Source organism: Lipingzhangella halophila (assembly GCF_014203805.1).
GTDB classification, from domain to species: Bacteria; Actinomycetota; Actinomycetes; order Streptosporangiales; family Streptosporangiaceae; genus Lipingzhangella; species Lipingzhangella halophila.
This window is the reverse complement of the sequence record NZ_JACHJT010000001.1, coordinates 5,203,248-5,225,420: the sequence shown is the minus strand read 5'-3', so window position 1 is coordinate 5,225,420 and position 22,173 is coordinate 5,203,248. Positions and strand designations below refer to the sequence as shown.

Below are 22,173 nucleotides of genomic sequence, written 5' to 3'. Positions count from 1 at the left end.
GCACGCACCGGCCATCAGGGGGTGTCGCACGGTTCCAGCGCGTCGCCGCCCGCCGCCGCTTCCGGCGCGGTGGCCGGTTCCTCGGGTGGCGGGGCTTCGGCCGGCTGGTCGAGCCACGCCTGTACGCGTTCGGCCGTCGCTGTGGCCGGCTCGTGCGTGGTGTCCAGCAGTTTCACCGGAGGAGTCAGCTCAGTGGCGGTGTCGCGGAGCCACGCGTTGAAGTCGAGGGTCTCCTCGATGCGCTCCTCCGACCACGCCCGCCAGGCAGGCCGGCCGCGCAGCCGTTCCGCGAGCACGTTGGGCTCGCACACCAGCGCGAGGTAACGGATGTCGCAGAACAGCACGCGCTCATCCAGCGGTTCGAGCTCCGGTGGGGCCACCGTGCCGCACAGCACGACCGGACGACCGCTCTGGTGGATCATCGCGGCCATACGTAGCCACGCCGAACGGAACGCGCGGTGGTTTCCGGCCGGGTCGCGCAGACCGGGGAGCCACAGCACGTCCTGCTCCAGGACGACGAACCGTTCCTGGAGCCGCTCCACGAGGATGCGGGACACCGTGGACTTCCCGGTGCCGCTGGGACCGGTGACGCACCACAGGGGCAGGCGGCGGAACGGTTGCCGGTGCTCGCACGCCTGGCAGACAAGCACCGCAGGAGGGGATTCCACGAGCGGCGCCTCCGCCAGCGCGCCGCATCGCCCGCAGATCAGGGGGTGCACTGGCGGCTAGTCGAACAGCGACTCAAGGAAGCTCTTCTTGCGCCGGCGCTGCCCGTAGGGCTTCGGGGAATCGGGGTAGGAACCGTACGGCTTCGGTGAGTCGGGGTAGGAGCGGTACGGCCGCGGCGAGTCCCGGTACCCGCCGTAGGCGGGGCGCTGCGGTTGCGGCTGTGGCTGCTGCCGCATCTCGGGATCGGGCGGCGGGGCGCTGTTGTGTTTCTGCTCGGCGTCGACGAGCTGCTCCAGTTCGCCCCTGTCGAGGAAGATCCCGCTGCAGTCGCCGCAGCGGTCGATGTGGACTCCCTGGCGGTCGAAGGTTTGCATTTGGCCCTGGCACTTTGGACAAGTCACGGTGACAGGCTACTCAGCGATGGCCCGGACATCCACCGTTCCGCCATCCGTTGTGGTCAGAGGGGGCAGGGAGGCGGAGGTGGTCCCGCGTCCGGCGCCGGAATCCGTCGCGCGCGGCCGATGTCCGGGATTGGGTGTTTCGCTGATTGCGGCGACACCCGAACCCCGTTCTAGTCGGGTGGGCGCCGAATCTGTAGAGTGCCGCGCATGGAGCTGAATGGAGTATCCGCCCTCGTAACCGGGGGCGCGAGTGGTCTTGGCGAGGCCACCGTGCGGGAGCTGGCCTCCGCTGGTGCGACCGTCGTCATCGCCGACCTGAACGCCGAGCGCGGTGAGGAGCTGGCCAAGAGCGTCGGCGGCCGTTTCGTGGCCACCGACGTGACCGACGAGGGTCAGGTCGAGGCCGCTGTGCAGGCCGCGGTCGACACCGGTAAGCCGCTGCGTGTCGCGGTCGCCTGCGCCGGTATCGGGTGGGTCACGCGCACGGTGAACCGCGAGGGTCAGCCGCACGACCTCGCCAGTTACAAGAAGGTCATCGACGTCAACCTGATCGGCACCTTCAACCTGGTGCGCCTGGCCGCCGCCGCGATATCCGGGACCGAGAGGATCGGCGAGGACGGCGAGCGCGGCGCGATCGTCAACACCGCCTCCGTGGCGGGCGTCGAGGGGCAGGTGGGCCAGATCGCCTACTCCGCCTCGAAGGGCGGAATCATCGGCATGACGGTGCCCGCCGCGCGCGACCTCGCCGCTGCCGGCGTGCGGGTGAACACGGTGGCGCCGGGGATCCTCGACACCCCCATCTACGGTCAGGGGCCCGAGGCGGAGGAGTTCAAGAAGCACCTGGCCTCGCCGGTGCCGTTCCCCAAGCGCCTGGGAACCCCGGCGGAGTTCGGTCACCTGGTCCGGTCGCTGCTGGAGAACAGCTACATCAACGCCGAGGTCGTCCGGATCGACGGTGGCCTGCGCATGCCACCGAAGTAGTGCGGAGGAGACCATCGTGAGCGATGAGGTCAGCTACACCACCGAGGACGGCGTCGCCGTCATCACGATCAACCGGCCCAAGGCCAAGAACTCGGTCAACGCCGCGACCGCCCACGCGATTGCCGAAGCACTCGACGATCTCGACACGCGCACGGACCTGACAATCGGGATCCTTACCGGCGCCGGCGGCACGTTCTGCGCCGGGATGGACCTCAAGGCGTTCATGCAGGGCGAGGTTCCCGTTGTTGAGGGACGCGGGTTCGCTGGGTTCGCGCAGCGCCCACCGCGTAAGCCACTGGTCGCCGCGGTCGAGGGTTACGCCCTCGCCGGCGGGTTCGAGGTGGTCCTGGGATGCGACCTGGTGGTCGCCGCCGAGGACGCCCGGTTCGGCATTCCCGAGGTGAAGCGCGGCCTGGTCGCCGGAGGCGGCGGGCTGCTCCGGCTGCAGAACCGGATCCCGCGGAACATCGCGATGGAGCTCGCTCTCACCGGCGACTATGTCGATGCCCCGCGCGCCGCTGAGCTTGGGCTGGTCAACAAGGTCACCGCGAGTGGCGGCGCGCTGGAGGGGGCACAGAACCTCGCGGCCCGCGTGGCCGCCAACGCCCCGCTGGCGGTCGCCGCGTCCAAGCGGGTCATTGTCGAGTCCGGCGACTGGTCGAGTGAGCAGATGTGGGACCGCCAGGACGAGGTCATGGCGCCGGTCTACTCCAGTAAGGACGCCATGGAGGGCGCCGCCGCGTTCGCCGAGAAGCGCGCGCCCAACTGGAGCGGCGAGTAGGAACCGCGACTCGGCGACCCGGGCCCGCTCGGGACGGGTGCGAGTTCCGGGGGCCGCACGGCTACTGGCCAGAGTGGACGCGAGCGCTTCCGCTCTGGCCAGAGCACTGCCCGTTGGGTCAGTGGCGCGGTTGGTAACGCAGCCGGCGCGCAAGTCCGAGCAGGGCGGCGCCGGTGGTGAGCGCCGCGGCGCCGAGCGCCGCGAGCACGGTGGGAGGGCCGCCGGTGACCGGCAGAGTCTGGGCGACCGCGGACCCCGTACCGGGCCGTTCCCCGGGGTCCGCCTCCGGTGCGGTGCGCTCCCCGGGCGCGGCGTCGTCCTGCGTGCCCGTGTCCGGTGGCGCGTGCGGCCGCTCCGCGGCGGTGGTCTCGCCGCTCTCCTGGGATCCCTTCGATCCCGCGGGCTCGTCGTCGGAGGCCCCGGGCTGCCCGTCCGCGCCGCTCTGCGCGTTGTCCTCGTCCTCGGCGGGCTGGTAGCTGTACACGCCGTACCCGGCGAGGCTGTCGTCCAGCGAATCGGTGGTGACCCCGTCCTCGGCCGCGTTCCGTGCGGGCTCGGGGCGTTCGCGGCCGTCCGCTGCGTACACGGCGGCCGTACCACTGGCCACGGCGATCGACACGAGTCCGGCGGCGGTTACCCCGGATAATGGCCGTTTCATCTTCCCCTCCCGGCGATGGCGCGAGCGGGGCTCGGGAACGTGGCGAGCGCCATCGTCGGGATCATGCGACCATATTCATAAAGTAACTTGAATGCGACTCGCGGTGATTATGCGAGTTCATTACCCAGACTCCGGGGCAATGTCGGATACGCGTGGGACGCGGCACTGATCGAAGTTCCCGGAAGGCGGCATCCCCGGCCGGTCAGGTCTGCGGATCGTGGTCGCGGCCCCGCGAACGAGTGAGGGCACGCGTGATCGCGACGATTCCCAGCCCAATGGCGAGCACGGGCAACAGCCACGTCGCTGTGACTCCCCACTCCGATGTGCCACTGACGACGAACATCCCGCCGAGCACGACGAACAGCAGGCCGGCGACGAACGCGGCCCAGTCGGTCTTCCTAACGCGCGACACGCCGCACCTCCATATCGGCACTGTGGGACATCAGACGCACGTTCAGCTCGGCAGGCTCGGCCCCGCCCTCGTCCGGCTGTTCCCGTTCCGCGTCTTCCGGCGCCCCTCCCGTACTGCCGGGTTCCATGGCCCTGCGGACATCGAGGTTGCCACCGGACCACCGCTCGTCACCGATCAGGACGCTGCCGAACGCCGCCGTGGCGTGCACGTCGACGCGCGCCGTCTCCGGGACCACCACCTTGACCTCCCCGAAGCGCACGTCCGCACTAACGTCGACACGCTCGCCCGGTTCCAGCTCCATCGCGGTGAGATCCAGTTCCGCCTGGCCCCCGTCGAGCTGGTACTCCCGCACCTCGGCGGGCGCCGCGGGACGCCAGTGCTCCGAGCCGAGCCGCAGGCTGGTCAGATCCGTGCTGGTGGTGGCGATCGCGAGCAGGGTCACCAGGGCACCCAGGCTGACCAGGCCGCGCCGGTCGCCGAACCAGGTTCCGGCCAGCAGGGCCGCCCCGATGACGGTGACAACGCTTCCCAGGAATACGGGGCCGAGCAGTGCGGACAACGGGTGCTCCCCAGAGACCCCGAAGATGATGCCGGCGACCACGATGACCCAGAACACTGGGGTGAACAGGAGGATGCCACGCTCGCGCCGCCTGGCCTTCTTGCGCTCTCGCTGCCTCTCGGTCGTCTCCCGTGCTTGCTCCCGTGCTCGCTGTGCGGAGATCCGGGCCCGTTCCGTCGCGGTGTGCTCACCATCCTGGTCCTCTTCCTCTTCCTCGTTCTCTTCCCCGCTGTCCTCCGCCGTGTCCTGAGCGGACTGGTGCGCGATGACAGAGAGGTCGACCGGCCCGCTGGGGGCCGCCGCCCACGGCTGAGCGGGGTTGTAGTAGGTCGGTGCCGGTTCTGGTTTGGGCGGGACGGGGGGCGGTTCCTTCGCCTTCAGCTGTGCGGGGAGGTCGCGAAGCGCCTGTTTCAGGTCGATGCCGCGGCTGTGCGCCGTGAGCCCGCCGAGGATGAGTGGGGTCGCGAGCATCAGTGTCCCCCCACTGATGCCGCCGATGAGGCTGAGCGCGGTCGCCGAGGCCAGGGCCAAACCCAGGAGTGTCAGCACGGACTCGGGGGCGAACCGGCGGTCGAGAAGCTGCTCCGCCATTGCCGGCCCGCCCTCGGAACTGCGCATGAGCAGCCATGCGCCGCCGTAGAGCCATAGTCCGGTACCGCTGGCGAGGCCGGTGATCGCGAACGCGGTCCGCCACACGACCGGGTCCACTCGCGTGAACTCCCCGAGGCCGGCGCAAACCCCCGTAATGACGCCGGCCTCGGGATTCTTGCGGAGCTCCCGACCGTGGCCCCCTTCCGCCAAGCCATCCGAGCTGGGCGCTCCCGGCTCCTGCGTTTCCACGTCGTCAGTCGGATCTCGCTCGTCTGCCACGGTCAGTCACCACGCCTCCCTTACAGTCCCATCGTCGGCTCTCACCGGCGGTCATTCCCATCCGGGACGACCCTGAGCGCACCCTGAGCCAGCACCGGACAGTCCAGGGGGCGCGTCCCTGATGTCGCCGCGTCGGCCGAGGGGCATTCTGGGGAGGGTACGGACGAGGAGGGGAAGGCACACCGTTGACCGAGACGGCCGGCGATACGCCGCGCTACTACCGCGCGCGCGATGGGCGGGTGCTCGCCGGGGTCGCGGCCGGGTTGGCGGAACACCTGGGCATCCCGGCGCTCGTGCCCCGACTGGCGTTCGCCGCACTGGGGTTCTCTGGGATCGGCATCGTCATCTACGCCGTACTGCTGTACTTCGTACCGGTGCGTCCCCAGGACGCGCCACCCACCGAGGAAGGGGGGGAACCCCGGCCGCGTCGCGATCGGCGCCAGCTGCTCGGGTATCTCGCCCTCGCCGGGGTCGTGGGGGCGCTGCTGCTCCTCCTCTCCGGCTTGACGCTCGACCCGGTGCTCTGGTTCCTGGTGTTCGGCGCGCTCGGCGCGGCGATGCTGTGGCGGCAGGCCAACCCCACGCTCCGGGACGAGCTGGTCGCCGCGAAGCCCCTCCACAGCAAGAGAGGGTGGCTGCGCACCGGGATCGGCGTCCTGCTCATCCTCATCGGTGTCATCGGCTTCCTGGTCTTCCAGGACCAGCTCGCGGAGGCGCGTACGGGGCTGACGTTCGCGCTCACCCTGATCGTCGGCATCGCCCTGACCGCCGCGCCGTGGATCGTGGTCCTGGTCCGCGAGCGCGACCGGGAGCGCCGCGAACGCATCCGGAACCAGGAACGCGCCGAACTCGCGGCACACATCCACGACTCTGTGCTGCACACACTGACCCTCATCCAGCGCCGGTCCGATGACCCGCGCGAGGTGCAGCGGCTGGCCCGTGTCCAGGAACGGGCGCTGCGTAGCTGGCTGTACCAGCGGCCGGCCGACGCCGACAGCACCGTCAAACCCGCACTGGAACGCGTGGCCGCCGAGGTGGAGGAAGCGCACGGGGTGCCGATCGAGGTGGTCTGCGTGGGCGACGGGCCGGTCGGCGACGGCGTCCGCGCCCAACTTCGGGCGAGCCGGGAGGCGATGGTCAACGCGTCCAAGTACGCCGACACGACGAATATCTCGGTGTTCTGCGAGGTCGAGCCCGAGGAGGTGGCCGTCTTCGTCCGGGACCGCGGTCGGGGGTTCGACCTCGACGCCGTCCCGGACGACCGCATGGGCGTGCGCGGTTCCATCATCGGCCGGATGGAACGGCACGGTGGTAGCGCCCGCATCCGTACCGCGCCCGGAGAGGGGACCGAGGTCCAGCTGCGTATGCCGCTCGCCACGCGGTCGGAGTGAACGGGCCCCAGTGCGGGCCGGATCCGGCCGGAGCGGTGTAGCGGGCTGCCGTTGCGCTGCCGATATCGGTAGGGTCCGAGATGTGGCAGACGAGAAGACGACGTTCGGCGCGGGCGCAACGGCACCGCGTGTGGTCATCGTGGATGACCACCGGCTCTTCCGGAGCGGAGTACGCGGAGAGCTCGGCGACGCGGTCGACGTCATCGGCGAGGCAGGCGACGTCGACAGCGCGGTGCACGTCATCAGCGAGCACCAGCCCGACCTCGTGCTGCTCGACGTCCATCTCCCGGGCGGGGGCGGGGTCGAGGTGTTGCGCCGGGTGCTGGCCCGGTACCCGGAGATCAAGTTTCTCGCGCTGTCGGTGTCCGACGCCGCCGAGGACGTCATCGGCGTGGTCCGCGGTGGCGCACGGGGGTACGTCACCAAGACGATCTCCGGTAAGGAGCTCGCCGACGCGATCATCCGGGTCGCCGACGGCGACGCCGTCTTCTCACCGCGCCTCGCCGGCTTCGTCCTGGACGCGTTCGCGGCCACCGACTCCCCGCCGATGGACCCCGAACTCGACCGCCTCACGCAGCGGGAACGCGAGGTCCTGCGCCTCATCGCGCGCGGCTACGCCTACAAAGAGGTGGGCAAGGAGCTCTTCATCTCGGTGAAGACGGTCGAGACCCATGTGTCCTCGGTGCTGCGCAAGCTCCAGCTCTCCAACCGGCACGAACTCAGCCGCTGGGCCACCGCGCGCAAGCTGCTCTGACCCGTGAGGGGCGGAGACCGGCCCGGCCCTTTCCCGGGGCGGCCGGCGGCGTCTAGGATCCGCGGAAACGTGCGTCGAAGGCGGAACCCGTGCCCCATATCGAACTGAACTGGTTGAGCGTGCCGCCCGGCGCGGCCGAGTGGACGGTTTTCGTGCTCATGCTGCTGGGCGGGCTGTGCTTCGTCGGCCTGGCGGTGAGCTACGCACGGGGCGCCCGCCGCCCCGCAGGGGCCGGCCAGCACCGCCCGGCCGCCCCTGGTACGGCGCCGATGAGCGGTGGCCGCACCGCTGTCTGCGCGGCGCTCGGTGTCGCACTGCTCGCGGTCGCCGCCTCCATCCTCGCCGGTATCGCCACGGCATGACCCGCAGGGCGGCGCCCCTCTCCGGTAGCGGCGAAGCCAATCGCGCGGGGACCGCCGTGTACGAGGGGGCTCTTGTGAGTGGGGGGACGGGCACTCGTGAGCACCCGTAGCCTGGATGCCGTGTCGGTCCAAGAGCAGCTTCTCGAAGGTCTCAACGTCCCGCAGCGCGATGCCGTGACCCACACTGGCGGCCCGCTGCTGATCGTTGCGGGCGCGGGTTCCGGTAAGACCCGGGTCCTGACCCACCGCATCGCCTACCTGCTGGCCGAGCGCGGTGTACGCGCCGGTGAGGTACTCGCGATTACCTTCACCAACAAGGCCGCCGCGGAGATGCGCGAGCGCATCGAAGGGCTGCTGGGCCAGCGCGTCGCCAATGCGATGTGGGTGATGACGTTCCACGCGTCCTGCGTGCGGATCCTCCGCCGCGAGGGGAGCCGGCTCGGGTACCCGAGCAGCTTCACCATCTACGACGCGGCCGACTCCCAGCGGTTGATGCAGTTGGTCTGCCGCGAACTGGACCTGGACCCCAAGCGCTACCCGCCGAAGTCGTTCTCCGCGCAGGTGTCCAACCTGAAGAACGAACTCGTTGACTACGAGACCTACAACGAGCAGGCGCAGACCGACCAGGAGAAGAAGCTCGCCAGCGCCTACACGCTGTACCAGCAGCGGCTGCACGAGGCCGGCGCGATGGACTTCGATGACCTGATCATGATCACGGTCAACCTGCTGCAGATGTTCCCCGACGTCGCGGAGCACTACCGGCGGCGGTTCCGGCACATCCTCGTCGACGAGTACCAGGACACCAACCACGCCCAGTACGTGCTGGTGCGCGAGCTGGTGGGTACCGGCGAGGACGCGAGCGGCGAGGCCCCCACCGTCCCGCGCCCGGAGCTGTGCGTGGTGGGCGACGCCGACCAGTCCATCTACGCCTTCCGCGGCGCGACCATCCGCAACATCCTGGAGTTCGAGCGCGACTATCCCGAGGCGCGGACGATCCTGCTGGAACAGAACTACCGCTCCACGCAGAACATCCTCAGCGCCGCGAACGCCGTCATCGAGCGCAACGACGGGCGGCCCGCCAAGAACCTCTGGTCTCAGCAGGGAGTCGGCCCGACGCTGACCGGCTATGTGGCCGACAACGAGCACGACGAGGCGGCGTTCGTCGTGGGCGAGATCGACAACCTGACCGACGAGGGTGCGTGCACGCCGGGCGAGGTGGCGGTGTTCTACCGGACCAACGCCCAGTCCCGGGTGTTCGAGGACGTGTTCATCCGCACGGGGCTGCCGTACAAGATCGTCGGTGGGGTGCGCTTCTACGAGCGCAAGGAGATCCGGGACGTCCTCGCCTACCTCCGGGTGCTCGCCAACCCCGAGGACACGGTGAGCCTGCGCCGCATCCTGAACGTGCCCAAGAGGGGGATCGGCGACCGGGCCGAGGAGACGATCGAGCTCTTCGCCGCGCGTGAGCGGATCTCCTTCGCGAAGGCGCTGCGCCGGGCTGAGGAGGCCCCGGGGATCGCCACGCGGTCCCTGAAGGCGGTCCGGGAGTTCGTGGCCCTGCTGGAGGAGTTGGAGGAGCTGGCCCCGACCAGCACGCCGGCCGAGGTCGTCGACGCGGTGTTGCAGCGGACCGGTTACCTGTCGGAGCTGGCGAACTCCAAGGACATCCAGGACGAGAGCCGCGTGGAGAACCTGGAGGAGTTCGTCGGGGTGGCGCGGGAGTTCGAGAACACCTTCTCCGGTCCGCTCTACGCCGAGGACAACGATGCCGACGAACCCGACGGTGCGTCCGCGCCCGCCGAAACGGGGCAGGACGAGGGGCCCACACTGGTGGACTTCCTGGAGCAGATCTCCCTGGTGGCCGATACCGACCAGATCCCGGACACGGCCGAAGGCGGCGGGGTCGTCACCCTGATGACGCTGCACGCCGCGAAGGGGTTGGAGTTCCCGGTGGTGTTCCTCACCGGTATGGAGGACGGGGTCTTCCCCCACATGCGCACGCTGGGCGACAAGACGGCGCTGGAGGAGGAACGGCGGCTGGCCTACGTGGGAATCACCCGAGCCCAGGAGCGGTTGTACATCAGCAGGGCGGCGGTGCGGAGCGCCTGGGGAACCCCCTCGTACAACCCGCCGTCGCGGTTCCTCGACGAGATCCCGCAGGACCTGGTCGACTGGCGCCGTTCCGAGACGTCGTTCGGCGGCGCCCCGGCCCGGGCGCGAACCCGGCCTCCGTCGGGGAAGGAAGCCAGGGACGTTCCTACGCTCACGCCGGGCGACAAAGTCAACCACGAGTCGTTCGGCCTCGGCACAGTGCTGCTCGTGGAGGGCACAGGCGACAAGACCAAGGCGCGCATCGACTTCGGTGCTGACATCGGCGAGAAGGACTTCCTGGTCAAGTTCGCTCCAGTCGAGAAGCTGTAGAAGCTGTAGAAGCTGTAGAAGCTGTGGAGCCTGGGTGCTCGGTGATCGGGAGCCCCGGGAATAATGAGCGGGCCTGACGCGCTACAAGGTTTTGGCGCTGAACGACGGGCGCGTGGCGACACGAGCAATGTGGCCTACCCGTCCGAAACAGGGCCGGAGCTGCCCGAGGCAGACCGGAGCCAGTCCGGAGTCGTCCAGAGCAGCGTAAAAGTGCGGTAAACTAGAAAACACCGGACGACGAGCGGGTCGTTTCCCGCTAGTGTCCGGATCCCTTACTCGACCCAGCGGCCCTCGGTGGTTTGAGCACTGTGGGTGGCGGGTTAGGGTGGGGGTACTCCCAAGGGAACGGCGCTGGTTTGTTGGCTGGCGGGTGTTCGGGGGTAGTGTGGAAGGGTTGTGCTTGTTCTCGGGTTCCGGTTGGGATTCGGGGTGGGTAGAACCTGGTAGTGTTTAGGTGATTGAAAAATTGGATTGCCGCTGCTTCTGAAGAGTTGGCTGCCTGGGTTTTTGGGTGGTTGGCTTGTGTGGGGTGGGTGGTTGTTCTTTGAGAACTCAACAGCGCGTGTTTGTTTTTCTTTAGCCATGTTTGTTTTTTGGCCCCTGTGTGATGCCCCCTTGTGTGGGGGTGTTGTGGGGTTCCTTTGGTTGGCCATGGCGCTTCATGCCTGTGTGGTGTGGGTGTTGTGGTTGGTCAGGGTTGATTTTCTTCGAGGTTTGCCCCTGGGCCTGCGGGTGCGTTTGTGCCTGGGTGTGGGGGTGTGTGGCCTTTGATGGAGAGTTTGATCCTGGCTCAGGACGAACGCTGGCGGCGTGCTTAACACATGCAAGTCGAACGCGCCATCTCTTTTGGGGGTGGTGAGTGGCGAACGGGTGAGTAACACGTGAGTGACCTGCCCCTGACTCTGGGATAAGCCGTGGAAACGCGGTCTAATACCGGATAGGACCTCGTGCCGCATGGTGGGGGGTGGAAAGGTTTTTTCTGGTTGGGGATGGGCTCGCGGCCTATCAGCTTGTTGGTGGGGTGATGGCTCACCAAGGCGATTACGGGTAGCCGGCCTGAGAGGGCGACCGGCCACACTGGGACTGAGACACGGCCCAGACTCCTGCGGGAGGCAGCAGTGGGGAATCTTGCGCAATGGGCGAAAGCCTGACGCAGCGACGCCGCGTGGGGGATGACGGCCTTCGGGTTGTAAACCTCTTTTCCTCTTGGCGAAGGCTTCGGGTGTTCTCGGGGTTGACTGTAGGGGGGGAATAAGGACCGGCTGACTACGTGCCAGCAGCCGCGGTAATACGTAGGGTCCGAGCGTTGTCCGGAATTATTGGGCGTAAAGAGCTCGTAGGCGGCGTGTCGCGTCTGCTGTGAAAGCCCGCGGCTTAACTGTGGGTGTGCAGTGGATACGGGCATGCTTGAGGTAGGTAGGGGAGACTGGAATTCCTGGTGTAGCGGTGAAATGCGCAGATATCAGGAGGAACACCGGTGGCGAAGGCGGGTCTCTGGGCCTTACCTGACGCTGAGGAGCGAAAGCGTGGGTAGCGAACAGGATTAGATACCCTGGTAGTCCATGCTGTAAACGTTGGGCGCTAGGTGTGGGGACTTTCCACGGTTTCCGTGCCGTAGCTAACGCATTAAGCGCCCCGCCTGGGGAGTACGGCCGCAAGGCTAAAACTCAAAGGAATTGACGGGGGCCCGCACAAGCGGCGGAGCATGTTGCTTAATTCGACGCAACGCGAAGAACCTTACCAAGGCTTGACATTGCCTGTGGACCTGCAGAGATGTGGGGTCATTTGGTTGGTGGGTGACAGGTGGTGCATGGCTGTCGTCAGCTCGTGTCGTGAGATGTTGGGTTAAGTCCCGCAACGAGCGCAACCCTTGTCCTGTGTTGCCAGCACGTGATGGTGGGGACTCATGGGAGACTGCCGGGGTCAACTCGGAGGAAGGTGGGGATGACGTCAAGTCATCATGCCCCTTATGTCTTGGGCTGCAAACATGCTACAATGGCCGGTACAGCGGGTGGGCGATGCCGTGAGGTGGAGCGAATCCCGAAAAGCCGGTCTCAGTTCGGATTGGGGTCTGCAACTCGACCCTATGAAGGTGGAGTCGCTAGTAATCGCGGATCAGCAGTGCCGCGGTGAATACGTTCCCGGGCCTTGTACACACCGCCCGTCACGTCATGAAAGTTGGCAACACCCGAAACGTGTGGCCTAACCACTTGGTGGGGGGAGCGCGTGAAGGTGGGGCTGGCGATTGGGACGAAGTCGTAACAAGGTAGCCGTACCGGAAGGTGCGGCTGGATCACCTCCTTTCTAAGGAGCCCGAAGTGGGTGGCATCCGTGTGGGTGCTGCCGGGTGGGCTTGGTGAATGTGGAGTTGGTGCTGCCTCGTGAGGATCGGGGCCCCGTTGTGGGGTTCTGGCCCCGGGGGTAGGGCCGACCGGGTGGCTGAAGAGGAAACAAACTTCCCCCCTTTTCTCCTGCTGTGTGTGGGGGTGGGGGGCGCGCTGTTGGGTGTCTGAGAGAGCAACCCTGGCCGTGTGCGTGTGGGTGCCTGCGTGTGTGGGTGTCTGGACGTGGCGGTGGTGGTGGCTTTTTTGGTGACCACCCTGACGAAGACCCTGTGGTGCGACGCGCTCGGGTGAGTGGTGTCTGGGCCTGTTCTGGTCTGGGCGTGCTTGCTGGTGCGTGGGTGTGCCTGGTGGTCGGGCTTGATTGTCGGTTTCTGGCGTGTGTGTGCTGGAGGGGCTTTCGGGTGTGGCCGTGGGGTTGTGGTTGGGTGTGTGGTTGGTTTTTTGATTTGTGGATAGTGTGCGCGAGTGTCTTGTATCTGTGGTGGTCAAGTGTGTGTGGCATACGGTGGATGCCTTGGCACCAGGCGCCGATGAAGGACGTGGGAGGCCGCGATAGTCCACGGGGAGTTGTCAACCAGGCTGTGATCCGTGGGTGTCCGAATGGGGAAACCTAGCTCGAGTTGTGTCGGGTTGCTGCTGTCTGAATGTATAGGGCAGTGGTGGTGACGCGGGGAAGTGAAACATCTCAGTACCCGCGGGAAGAGAAAACAATATGTGATTCCCTTAGTAGTGGTGAGCGAATGGGGATGTGGCTAAACCATGCGCGTGGGATAGGCGGCGGCTGTTGCGTGTGTGGGGTTGTGGGATGTGCCTGTGTCTGGTCTGCCGGCTGGGCGGGTGTTGTGTTGGGGTAGTTGAAGCCGTTGGAATGCGGTGCCGGAGTGGGTGAGAGTCCCGTAGGCGAAGGTCTGACATGATGTCTGGGGCATGGTCCCGAGTAGCGCGGAGCTCGTGGAATTTCGTGTGAATCTGGCAGGACCACCTGCCAAGCCTGAATACGTCCTGGTGACCGATAGTGGACGAGTACCGTGAGGGAAAGGTGAAAAGTGCCCCGGTGAGGGGTGGTGAAAGAGTACCTGAAACCGTGTGCTGTCAAGCCGTCAGAGCACCTGTGGGTGTGATGGCGTGCCTTTTGAAGAATGAGCCTGCGAGTTGTGGTGCGTGGCGAGGTTAACCCGTGTGGGGGAGCCGTAGCGAGAGCGAGTCTTAAAGGGGCGTTTGAGTCGCGTGCTGGAGACCCGAAGCGGGGTGATCTACCCATGTCCAGGGTGAAGCGGCTGTAAGAGGTCGTGGAGGCCCGAACCCACCAGGGTTGAAAACCTGGGGGATGAGGTGTGGGTAGGGGTGAAAGGCCAATCAAACCCTGTGATAGCTGGTTCTCCCCGAAATGCATTTAGGTGCAGCGTCGTGTGGTTCCTGTTGGAGGTAGAGCGACTGGTTGGTTGATGGGCCTTTGCGGGTTACTGATGTCAGCTAAACTCCGAATGCCAATGGGTGTGAGCGCGGCAGTGAGACTGCGGGGGATAAGCTCCGTGGTCGAGAGGGAAACAGCCCAGATCATCAGCTAAGGCCCCTAAGCGTGTGCTGAGTGGGTAAGGTTGTGGAGTTGCCCAGACAACCAGGAGGTTGGCTTAGAAGCAGCCATCCTTGAAAGAGTGCGTAATAGCTCACTGGTCAAGTGGTTCTGCGCCGATAATGTAGCGGGGCTTAAGTACACCGCCGAAGCTGTGGAGCCCCCCGGTTGGGGGGTTGGTAGGGGAGCGTCGTGCCCGCGGTGAAGCGTTCGGGTGACCGGGTGTGGAGTGGGTGCGAGTGAGAATGCAGGCATGAGTAGCGATACCAGTGTGAGAAACACTGGCGCCGAGTGACTAAGGGTTCCTGGGGCAGGTTGATCCGCCCAGGGTGAGTCGGGGCCTAAGGCGAGGCCGACAGGCGTAGTCGATGGATGACGGGTTGATATTCCCGTACCCGTTCGCGAGCGTCCCATACCGCTGCCAACTGATGCTAACCACAACTGCGTGCGGATCTTCTTTCGGGAAGGTCGCGTGTGTGGTGTGGGGTCCGATGTTGGTGGGTGGTCAGTGATGGGGTGACGCAGTGGGGTAGCCCAGCCCGGGCGATGGTAGTTCCCGGGATAAGCGTGTGGCCCGCGGCCCAGGGAAATCCGGGCCGCATAGGGGTGAGGCGTGATGTCGAGCCGTGTGTGGCGAAGTGGGTGATCCCGTGCTGCCGAGAAAAGCCTCTAGCGAGTTCGTGGGCGGCCCGTACCCGAAACCGACGCAGGTGGTCTGGTTGAGTAGACCGAGGCGTTCGGGTGAACCATGGTTAAGGAATTCGGCAAATTGTCCCCGTAACTTTGGGAGAAGGGGAGCCCTGTCTGGTGATGAGACGTAGCTCTTTGAGCTGGGTGGGGTCGCAGATACCAGGGGGAAGCGACTGTTTACTAAAAACATAGGTCCGTGCGAAGTCGTAAGACGCGGTATACGGACTGACGCCTGCCCGGTGCCGGAACGTTACGAGGACCGGTTAGCTCTTTAGGGGTGAAGCTGGGAATCTAAGCGCCGGTAAACGGCGGTGGTAACTATAACCATCCTAAGGTAGCGAAATTCCTTGTCGGGTAAGTTCCGACCTGCACGAATGGCGTAACGACTTCCCCGCTGTCTCAACCATGGGCCCGGTGAAATTGCACTACGAGTAAAGATGCTCGTTTCGCGCAGCAGGACGGAAAGACCCCGGGACCTTCACTATAGCTTGATATTGGTGTTTGGGATGGTTTGTGTAGGATAGGTGGGAGCCGGTGAAGCGGCCACGCTAGTGGTGGTGGAGGCGTTGGTGAAATACCACTCTTGCCTTGTCGAGCACCTAACCCGCGCCCGTGATCCGGGTGGGGGACAGTGTCTGGTGGGTAGTTTAACTGGGGCGGTTGCCTCCTAAATGGTAACGGAGGCGCCCAATGGTTCCCTCGGCCTGGTTGGTAATCAGGTGGTGTGTGTAAGGGCATAAGGGAGCTTGACTGTGAGACGGACGTGTCGAGCAGGTGCGAAAGCAGGGCCTAGTGATCCGGCGCCGGCGTGTGGAAGTGGCGTCGCTCAACGGCTAAAAGGTACCCCGGGGATAACAGGCTGATCTTCCCCAAGAGTCCGTATCGACGGGATGGTTTGGCACCTCGATGTCGGCTCGTCGCGTCCTGGGGCTGGAGTTGGTCCCAAGGGTTGGGCTGTTCGCCCATTAAAGCGGCACGCGAGCTGGGTTTAGAACGTCGTGAGACAGTTCGGTCCCTATCCGCTGCGCGCGTTGGAGACTTGTGAAGGGCTGTCCCTAGTACGAGAGGACCGGGATGGACAGACCTCTGGTGTGCCAGTTGTCCTGCCAAGTGCATGGCTGGTTGGCTACGTCTGGATGTGGTAACCGCTGAAAGCATCTAAGTGGGAAACACGCTTCAAGATGAGGTCTCCCACCCCTATGGGGGGTAAGGCTTCCCAGAGATGATGGGGTTGATAGGCCGGAAGTGGGAGCCCTGTGAGGGGTGGAGCTGACCGGTACTAATCGGCCGAGGGCTTGCCCACCGCAGATGCTGGACACTCGCGCACACACACCCCCACACACGCCCGCGCGTGGGTGGGGATCCACAAATCAGGTGAGTTTCGTGGTGGCCATAGCGTGGGGGAAACACCCGGACCCGTTCCGAACCCGGTCGTTAAGCCCCACAGCGCCGATGGTACTGCCCCCATGGTGTGGGGTGGGAGAGTAGGACACCGCCACGATTACCCCAAAAGGAGGGGTGGGAGCACAGCTCCCACCCCTCCTTTTTTCATGCCCCTACTCGGGGTGCTCAGAGGTCGCTGGGATGGGACATGGTAAAGGTGGCCTCCAGTTTGGCGGAGACCTCGATCTGTTCCGGTTCCAGGTTCAGCGGCGGAGGCGATGCCTCGGCGGACCCCGGGGGTGCGCCGCGTGCTCGCATCGGAGAGCCGCCGCCCATAGCCTGTTGCGTTGGCGCATTTCCCTGGTCCGAACTGAGTCCCACGTCGGCGAGTTCGACAACACCGGTGAGCTGCGCTCCAAGCGCCTCGACATAAACCCGGGCCCGCTCGACCGCTTCCCGCACCGCCCGTGAACGGGCCCGAACGTAGACCTCGGAGTTAGGGCGAAGCCGCCACCATGGCCCCTGAACGTCGCTCAACTCTTGGTCGGCGAGTTCGGGCAGGAGGCTCCCCATAGCCCCGAAGTCGTTCATCGCGACGTGCAGCCGGACCTGGCCGTGGTAGTTGCGGATCCGCTCGCCGCGCCCGTCGCGCAGCACCGGCTGGACGCGTAACGCGCCGCTGTTCATGTCTTCCACCGCATCGCCGAACTCACGGATCCGTCCGCGGATCGTGTCGTTGCGGCGGGTCAGGCGTTCCAGAGTGAGCCGCCGGTCCTTGTCCTGGGCGGCCACCACCACCGTGAAGCGGACGAGTTCCGGTTCGACCTCCAGGGTGGCCGAACCACGGACCCGGACTATCGGGGCAGGACGGGGATTCGGGGCATTCGCCTCCGGCATGGAGCCTCCTCACATGGCGCGGGATTAGCGGACTCCAACCTAGAGCCTGGCGCCGCGGTCCCCACCATGGTTTCTGCCAGAGGAAGCAGAGGTGCCAAGGCCGCTCGCCCCCGCACGCGCCGTTCCGCCTTCGGGGACGAGTAAGGTGCGCGTCAGCGAGGCGTCATTGCCAGCAGCGACCACGTGAGCGCCTCCGCGTCGTCGCCGCGGCCGAGAAGCACACGGTGCAGCTGCGCGTCGGCGGCATGCACCAGCATCGCCGCGGTTCGGGCCGGGTCGTCCCCGCCGCGGTCGCAGCGAACCAGGTGGCCGGTGACCTCGGAGACGAGAGTTTCGTGCAGGGTATCCAGCCGGGCGATCCCCTCGGGCGCGCGTGGCGCGTAGTGGTACATCAGCGCGTGCAACCGTGGGCGGTGGCGGTGCAGATCGACCGAGGCCGCCGCGAGCTCGCGCACAGTGTCGTCCCAGTCCGGTTCCTGCTCCCGGAGTTGGATAAGCACCCCTCCCAGACGCTCATGCGCCTTCTCGATGTGGTGCTCAGCCAGGCCGTACAGCAACGCCCACTTGTTCGGGAAGTACTGGTACAGAGTGCCGATCGAGAAACCCGAGCGTTCGGCAATCCGGTTCGTGGTGGTGTCCAGGCCCTCGCGTTCGAAAAGCTGAGCAGCAGCCTCCAAGACCGCGTCCACCGTCTCGCGGGATCGCACCTGGCGCGGCTTCTTGCGGGGGGTGTCGATGATGCCCCCAATGCGAGTTGTCACCACTGTCGGCAGCGCTGAGACTGCTGCCATGCACAGATCCTACGCGGTGCTCATGCCCGCTGACCTCCGGCCTGACCCGATTGTTGAGCCTGAATCCACCTGGTGGCGCTGGCGTGACACCGATGTGCACATCGAACGCATGGGGGATCCTGCCGCAGCCGCCCGGATGATCCTGCTGCACGGCGCGGGCGGGCACGCCGCGGCGATGTTTCCCTACGCGGCCCTCGCAGCCCAGAGAGGTTTCCGGGTGCTCGTTCCCGACCTCCCCGGCTTCGGTCGCACCCGTGTCCCGCGCCGGCACGCGGTCCGGTACGACGACTGGGTGAGGCTCGCGTGCGACCTCGCGTTGGCCGAGAAGCAGGCACATCCCGACGAGCCCCTGCACCTTCTGGGAGCGAGTATGGGCGGGATGCTCGCGTATGACGTCGCCACCCGGACGGGTGCCGCCAGCCGTGTTCTGGTGACCTGCCTGCTGGACCCGCGCGACCCGGTGGCCCGCCGGCACATTACGCACTTCCCGTGGCTCGGCGACGTCGCCCGACCTTTCATGCGCGTTGCCGCGGGCCCGCTGGCGGGCGTGTCGGTCCCCATGCCCTGGCTGACCAAAATGCGCGCTATCAGCAACGAACCCGCGCTGGTCGACCTTGTCCTGCGGGACCGGCGCGGCGGCAGGAACCGGATGCCGCTGGGGTTCCTGCGCACCTTCCTTGATTCGGCGCCCGCGGTCGAGCCGGAGGAGGCTTCCGGGCCGGCGATCGTGCTAGCGCATCCGGCGGACGACCGCTGGACGCCGCATGAGGTGAGTATGCGGTTCTTCGACCGGATCGCCGCGCCCAAGGAGATCGTGATGCTGGAGAACGCCGGCCACTACCCGGTCGAGTCGCCTGGGGCGCGTCAACTGGTCGAGGCAATGGGCACGGCCGGGCCGGAGCCCCACAAAGGTTTGGCCGGCTGATGCCCTCGCGGCCAGTGCACCGGGGACGCGTCACATTGACCGGAGCCGGCGGCAGGTGAAGGGCCAAACCCGGTGCGGGGCCGCCGGCCCCGCACGCGAACCTGTGGCCGCGAACTTCCGCGCTCCCACCTACGTCGTACCGGTTGCGGTTGTCCGGCTGCTCCGTGTGATCCGCGAACACCTCCCCACCACCGAGTACGAGCGGTGTGTGTGAGCTGGCCGGGCCTTCGCGGGACGGGCGGCGTGCGAACGATGGAATGGAGCTGCGAGTGCGGAGACCCTTGATGAACGGAACTGTGTGGCTGGCGGCGGCGCTGACGCTGCTCGGCACCGGATGTGAGAGTGGAGGTTCGGCGGAGCCGGACGGGTCCGCTTCGGAGGAAGAGGAGGCGGACGACGAGCCCGTGGAGGGCGGCCCGGTCGACGACGCCGCGTTCGATGTCGGCGGGGTAAGGACCGAGGCCGTCGAGAGCGACACGATCGAACTGGCCACCCGCGCTCCCGGGGAGGACGAGAGCGTGGAGGGCGGGGCGTGGGAGCCGCGCTTGCGGATCGTCCTCGCCAGCGCGCAACGCGAGGGCGAGGATGTCACCGTCTCCGGCGAGGCGGAGTACCTGCACGATGAGGGCGGGTACGCGCTCCATTCCGACGATTTCGAGATACTCGTTCCCAAGGCCGACAAGAAGACGATCGAGGACCCGGCGGAAATCCCCGACGAGCCCCCCGACCTCGGCGACCTCTTCGACGTCTACACCGCCGCGGAACCCGAGGGTCTGGCCACGCTCACGGCCGACGAGCCCTCAGCGGAGTTCGCGGTGACCGTCTCCGGTGTCCCCCCGGAGGACGAGGCGGAGCTCAACGACCTCGGGAACTACGGCCGCATGGTGCGCTACGTGACTCCGGACGAGTTGTGGGGGCACACGGTCGAGGAGCCGACGGACTTCGTTCCCGGCCGGGTCTGTTACGTCGAGGGTGATAGCTGGTACGACAGTGAGTTGTTCCCGTTCACCGACCTCCCCTGCGACTCCTGAACCGGTGCCTCCCACACCCGGTACCGGGGCATCAGTAGGCGGCTCGTCCCCTCTCCAGAGCGAGCAGATGCTGCTTGCGGGGGAGGCCGCCGCCGTAGCCGGTCAGGGAGCCATCGGCCCCGACGATGCGGTGGCAGGGCACGATGATCGAGATCGGGTTGCGCCCGTTGGCCGCACCCACGGCGCGTGATGCAGATGGCCGGTCGATGGCGAACGCGATAGCGCCGTAGCTGGTGGTTTGCCCGTACGGGATGGTGGTGAGCGCCTGCCACACGCGCCGCTGGAACGGAGTTCCGTGCGGTGCGAGGCGTACCGAGAACTCTCGCAGCTCGCCCGCGAAGTACGCGCGGAGTTGTTCTTTGATGTCGTGGAAGGCTGCGGGGTCGCGGCGCCAGTCGGCGCCGATCTCGGTGCTCCATCCGGCCTCGGGCGCCATGAACAGGCCGGTCAGGGACTCCCCGTCGGAGGTGAGCATGATCTCGCCGATGGGTGACGCCACGATCGTGTAGAGCGGCGGCCCGGTTCCCGGCTCGGCGAACTCGACGGGCGGGAGCGCGTCCGGGGCCGGGACGGTCAGCGGCAGCGCCTCTTGCGGTGCGGTGGTGCTGTGTGCCATGTCGTTTCTCTTCCTGGTCTGTTTCGGAGTCAACGGGGGCGCTGCTTGGGGCTCCCCGGCTCGGGAGCCGGGGCGAGCATCGCCCAAAGGTGGTGGGTGGCATACGAGCGCCAAGGGCGCCACGTTCGGGCGACGTCGCCGATCGGCCCCGCGTGACCGGCATACCGCAAAGCCCGCTGGACGCCGTGGTCGCTCTCCAGCAGCACGTCCGGGTCCCCGAGGGCGCGCATGCGGATGTATCCGGCGGTCCACGGCCCGACCCCCGGGAGCGACCTGAGGCGCGCCTCAGCGTCCGCGCGATCGGCCCCCGGGCCGAGGTCGACCTCGCCGGATGCCAGCGCCGCCATGAGCCCCTGGAGCGCTCGCGCGCGTGCCGCCGGCATTGGCAGATCCTCGGGGTTCGCCGCGGCCAGGTCTTCCGGTTCGGGGAACACGTGGGTCAGCCCGCCGTTGGGAGCCGTCAGCGGTTTCCCGTACTGTTCGACGATCCGGCCGGCGACGGTGCGTGCCGCGGCGACCGAGACCTGCTGGCCGACGATCGCGCGCACTGCCAGCTCGGCGGGGTCGACGTGGCCGGGCGCGCGCAGCCCCGGCGCCGCGGCGACGGCCGGGCCGAGCAGGTCGCTCTGCGCGAGCACCTCGGCGACAGCGTGCGGGTCGGTGTCGAGGTCGAGGAGGCGGCGGCATCGCTGCACCGCTGTGCCCAGGTCACGGAGGTCGTCCAGGTGAAGCCGGCACTGGATGTGCCCGTTCCCCGTCCCGTTTCCGTTCGCAGCGTTGTACGCGCCCCCTTTGCCCGGCCCGTTTCCGGCACCGGTGGAGATCTCGGCGATCCCCCTCCCGTGCGGTAACCGGAGCACCCTGCGGTAGACGCCGTGACTGAGTTCCTCGACCCCGGGTACGGCGCGCTCGGCAAGGAAACCGAACAGGCGGTCCAGGTCGCACGGTGCGCGGAACGGTAGCCGGACCGCGGTGACTCCGGCGGGCACAGCGTTGTCGCGGTGCTCGGACCGTTCCCGCATCCCGGTCGGGGAGCGCGCGAAGACGGCGCGCATGGTTTCGTTGAACTGGCGGATGCTGGAGAACCCGGCGGCGAACGCGATGTCGCCCATTGGCAGTGTGGTCGTCTCGACCAGGATGCGGGCCGTCTGTGCCCGCTGGGCCCGCGCGAGCGCGAGTGGGCCGGCCCCCAGCTCGGTGATCAGCAACCGGTTCAGGTGGCGCTCGCTGTAGCCGAGGGACGCCGCGAGCCCGCTCACACCCGCCCGGTCGACCGCGCCGTCCGCGATGAGCCGCATGGCGCGGCCCACGGCGTCGGCGCGGGCGTTCCACTCTGGTGAGCCGGGAGCCGCGTCGGGCCGGCACCGCTTGCACGCGCGGAACCCGGCGCCCTGTGCCGCGGCGGCGGAGCGGAAGAACCGGATGTTCTCCCGCTTCGGAGTGGTGGCCGGGCAGGTTGGGCGGCAGTAGATCCCGGTGCTGGTCACCCCGACGTAGAACATCCCGTCGAAGCGGGCGTCGCCGCTGCGTACCGCCAGGTAGCGGTAATCCTCGTCGTTCACCCCTCCATGATCGCGCCTCCCGCTCTCCTGGGCTAGCGGATTTCGGACATGAGGGTGTTGTCGGCCAACCGTGCGGACTCCGCATGCCGGATCCGCCTGCG

17 protein-coding genes and 3 rRNA genes are annotated in these 22,173 nt (G+C 67.0%); 11 read left to right on the top strand and 9 right to left on the bottom strand.

Annotated features, from left to right (window positions below; all coding sequences use genetic code 11):
• Window positions 1–14: 14 nt before the first annotated feature.
• Both F4561_RS23715 and F4561_RS23710 read right to left on the bottom strand, forming a co-directional pair.
• The gene (locus tag F4561_RS23715) at window positions 15–719 is read right to left on the bottom strand and encodes a P-loop nucleotide/nucleoside kinase family protein (protein ID WP_184581740.1); all 705 of its coding nucleotides are present in this window, start codon (window positions 717–719) and stop codon (window positions 15–17) included.
• A 6-nt stretch (window positions 720–725) separates the two neighbouring features.
• Window positions 726–1,070 carry a TFIIB-type zinc ribbon-containing protein gene (locus F4561_RS23710; RefSeq protein ID WP_184581738.1) on the bottom strand — a complete coding sequence of 115 codons (345 nt, stop codon included), beginning with the start codon at window positions 1,068–1,070 and terminating at the stop codon, window positions 726–728.
• Between the two features lie 207 nt (window positions 1,071–1,277).
• Here F4561_RS23710 and F4561_RS23705 point away from each other — a divergent pair, with 207 nt between their 5' ends.
• Complete coding sequence (locus F4561_RS23705; RefSeq protein ID WP_184581736.1) at window positions 1,278–2,051, top strand: SDR family NAD(P)-dependent oxidoreductase; 774 nt, start codon at window positions 1,278–1,280, stop codon at window positions 2,049–2,051.
• Window positions 2,052–2,067: 16 nt separating this feature from the next.
• Window positions 2,068–2,832 (top strand): crotonase/enoyl-CoA hydratase family protein, encoded by a 765-nt coding sequence (locus F4561_RS23700; RefSeq protein ID WP_184581734.1) that lies wholly within the window; start codon window positions 2,068–2,070, stop codon window positions 2,830–2,832.
• A 118-nt stretch (window positions 2,833–2,950) separates the two neighbouring features.
• Here the strand turns inward: F4561_RS23700 and F4561_RS23695 are convergent, their stop codons facing one another.
• The 3 genes from F4561_RS23695 to F4561_RS23685 all read right to left on the bottom strand — a co-directional run bounded on the left by F4561_RS23695 (window position 2,951) and on the right by F4561_RS23685 (window position 5,301).
• Window positions 2,951–3,490 (bottom strand): hypothetical protein, encoded by a 540-nt coding sequence (locus F4561_RS23695; RefSeq protein ID WP_184581732.1) that lies wholly within the window; start codon window positions 3,488–3,490, stop codon window positions 2,951–2,953.
• 202 nt (window positions 3,491–3,692) lie between these two features.
• Entirely contained in the window at window positions 3,693–3,902 is a 210-nt protein-coding gene (locus tag F4561_RS23690; RefSeq protein ID WP_184581730.1) for a hypothetical protein, read from the bottom strand.
• A complete protein-coding gene (locus F4561_RS23685; protein WP_312885634.1) occupies window positions 3,889–5,301 on the bottom strand; it encodes a PspC domain-containing protein in 1,413 nt (470 codons plus the stop codon). The genes F4561_RS23690 and F4561_RS23685 overlap by 14 nt, the downstream gene beginning before the upstream one ends.
• Before the next feature lie 215 nt (window positions 5,302–5,516).
• Here F4561_RS23685 and F4561_RS23680 point away from each other — a divergent pair, with 215 nt between their 5' ends.
• From F4561_RS23680 to rrf, 7 genes are all read left to right on the top strand, one after another.
• Window positions 5,517–6,722, top strand: a complete 1,206-nt coding sequence (locus F4561_RS23680) for an ATP-binding protein (RefSeq protein WP_184581726.1) — start codon at window positions 5,517–5,519, stop codon at window positions 6,720–6,722.
• An 82-nt stretch (window positions 6,723–6,804) separates the two neighbouring features.
• A complete protein-coding gene (locus F4561_RS23675; RefSeq protein ID WP_184581724.1) occupies window positions 6,805–7,476 on the top strand; it encodes a response regulator in 672 nt (223 codons plus the stop codon).
• An 89-nt stretch (window positions 7,477–7,565) separates the two neighbouring features.
• Window positions 7,566–7,838 carry a hypothetical protein gene (locus tag F4561_RS23670; RefSeq protein WP_184581722.1) on the top strand — a complete coding sequence of 91 codons (273 nt, stop codon included), beginning with the start codon at window positions 7,566–7,568 and terminating at the stop codon, window positions 7,836–7,838.
• Window positions 7,839–7,958: 120 nt separating this feature from the next.
• Window positions 7,959–10,259 carry a DNA helicase PcrA gene (gene pcrA / locus F4561_RS23665; protein ID WP_184584097.1) on the top strand — a complete coding sequence of 767 codons (2,301 nt, stop codon included), beginning with the start codon at window positions 7,959–7,961 and terminating at the stop codon, window positions 10,257–10,259.
• Window positions 10,260–11,026: 767 nt separating this feature from the next.
• Window positions 11,027–12,563 (top strand): 16S ribosomal RNA (locus tag F4561_RS23660).
• 523 nt (window positions 12,564–13,086) lie between these two features.
• A 23S ribosomal RNA gene (locus tag F4561_RS23655) occupies window positions 13,087–16,171 on the top strand.
• Between the two features lie 78 nt (window positions 16,172–16,249).
• Window positions 16,250–16,368, top strand: a 5S ribosomal RNA gene (gene rrf / locus F4561_RS23650).
• Together the 16S, 23S and 5S rRNA genes form the textbook arrangement of a ribosomal RNA operon.
• 68 nt (window positions 16,369–16,436) lie before the next feature.
• Here the strand turns inward: rrf and F4561_RS23645 are convergent.
• Window positions 16,437–17,147: an SIMPL domain-containing protein gene (locus F4561_RS23645; RefSeq protein WP_184581720.1), complete on the bottom strand. Its 711-nt coding sequence runs from the start codon at window positions 17,145–17,147 to the stop codon at window positions 16,437–16,439.
• A gap of 152 nt (window positions 17,148–17,299) precedes the next feature.
• Window positions 17,300–17,938 carry a TetR/AcrR family transcriptional regulator gene (locus F4561_RS23640; RefSeq protein ID WP_184581718.1) on the bottom strand — a complete coding sequence of 213 codons (639 nt, stop codon included), beginning with the start codon at window positions 17,936–17,938 and terminating at the stop codon, window positions 17,300–17,302.
• Here F4561_RS23640 and F4561_RS23635 point away from each other — a divergent pair.
• Both F4561_RS23635 and F4561_RS23630 read left to right on the top strand, forming a co-directional pair.
• Window positions 17,937–18,863, top strand: a complete 927-nt coding sequence (locus tag F4561_RS23635; protein WP_184581717.1) for an alpha/beta hydrolase — start codon at window positions 17,937–17,939, stop codon at window positions 18,861–18,863. The two genes, F4561_RS23640 and F4561_RS23635, sit on opposite strands and share 2 nt — an antisense overlap.
• 284 nt (window positions 18,864–19,147) lie before the next feature.
• Window positions 19,148–19,894: a hypothetical protein gene (locus tag F4561_RS23630; RefSeq protein ID WP_184581713.1), complete on the top strand. Its 747-nt coding sequence runs from the start codon at window positions 19,148–19,150 to the stop codon at window positions 19,892–19,894.
• 31 nt (window positions 19,895–19,925) lie between these two features.
• Here the strand turns inward: F4561_RS23630 and F4561_RS23625 are convergent, their stop codons facing one another.
• Together F4561_RS23625 and F4561_RS23620 are read right to left on the bottom strand one after the other, a co-directional pair.
• Entirely contained in the window at window positions 19,926–20,510 is a 585-nt protein-coding gene (locus tag F4561_RS23625; RefSeq protein WP_184581711.1) for a methylated-DNA--[protein]-cysteine S-methyltransferase, read from the bottom strand.
• Window positions 20,511–20,539: 29 nt separating this feature from the next.
• Window positions 20,540–22,072 carry an AlkA N-terminal domain-containing protein gene (locus F4561_RS23620; RefSeq protein ID WP_184581709.1) on the bottom strand — a complete coding sequence of 511 codons (1,533 nt, stop codon included), beginning with the start codon at window positions 22,070–22,072 and terminating at the stop codon, window positions 20,540–20,542.
• Window positions 22,073–22,173 lie beyond the last annotated feature (101 nt).

What these genes read in the sequence shown, in the direction of transcription:
- F4561_RS23705 (WP_184581736.1), top strand. Translation starts at nt 1,278, where the DNA reads ATGGAGCTGAATGGAGTATCCGCCCTCGTAACCGGGGGCGCGAGTGGT.
- F4561_RS23695 (WP_184581732.1), bottom strand. Translation starts at nt 3,490, where the DNA reads ATGAAACGGCCATTATCCGGGGTAACCGCCGCCGGACTCGTGTCGATC.
- F4561_RS23645 (WP_184581720.1), bottom strand. Translation starts at nt 17,147, where the DNA reads ATGCCGGAGGCGAATGCCCCGAATCCCCGTCCTGCCCCGATAGTCCGG.
- F4561_RS23635 (WP_184581717.1), top strand. Translation starts at nt 17,937, where the DNA reads ATGCACAGATCCTACGCGGTGCTCATGCCCGCTGACCTCCGGCCTGAC.
- F4561_RS23640 (WP_184581718.1), bottom strand. Translation starts at nt 17,938, where the DNA reads ATGGCAGCAGTCTCAGCGCTGCCGACAGTGGTGACAACTCGCATTGGG.
- F4561_RS23630 (WP_184581713.1), top strand. Translation starts at nt 19,148, where the DNA reads ATGAACGGAACTGTGTGGCTGGCGGCGGCGCTGACGCTGCTCGGCACC.
- F4561_RS23625 (WP_184581711.1), bottom strand. Translation starts at nt 20,510, where the DNA reads ATGGCACACAGCACCACCGCACCGCAAGAGGCGCTGCCGCTGACCGTC.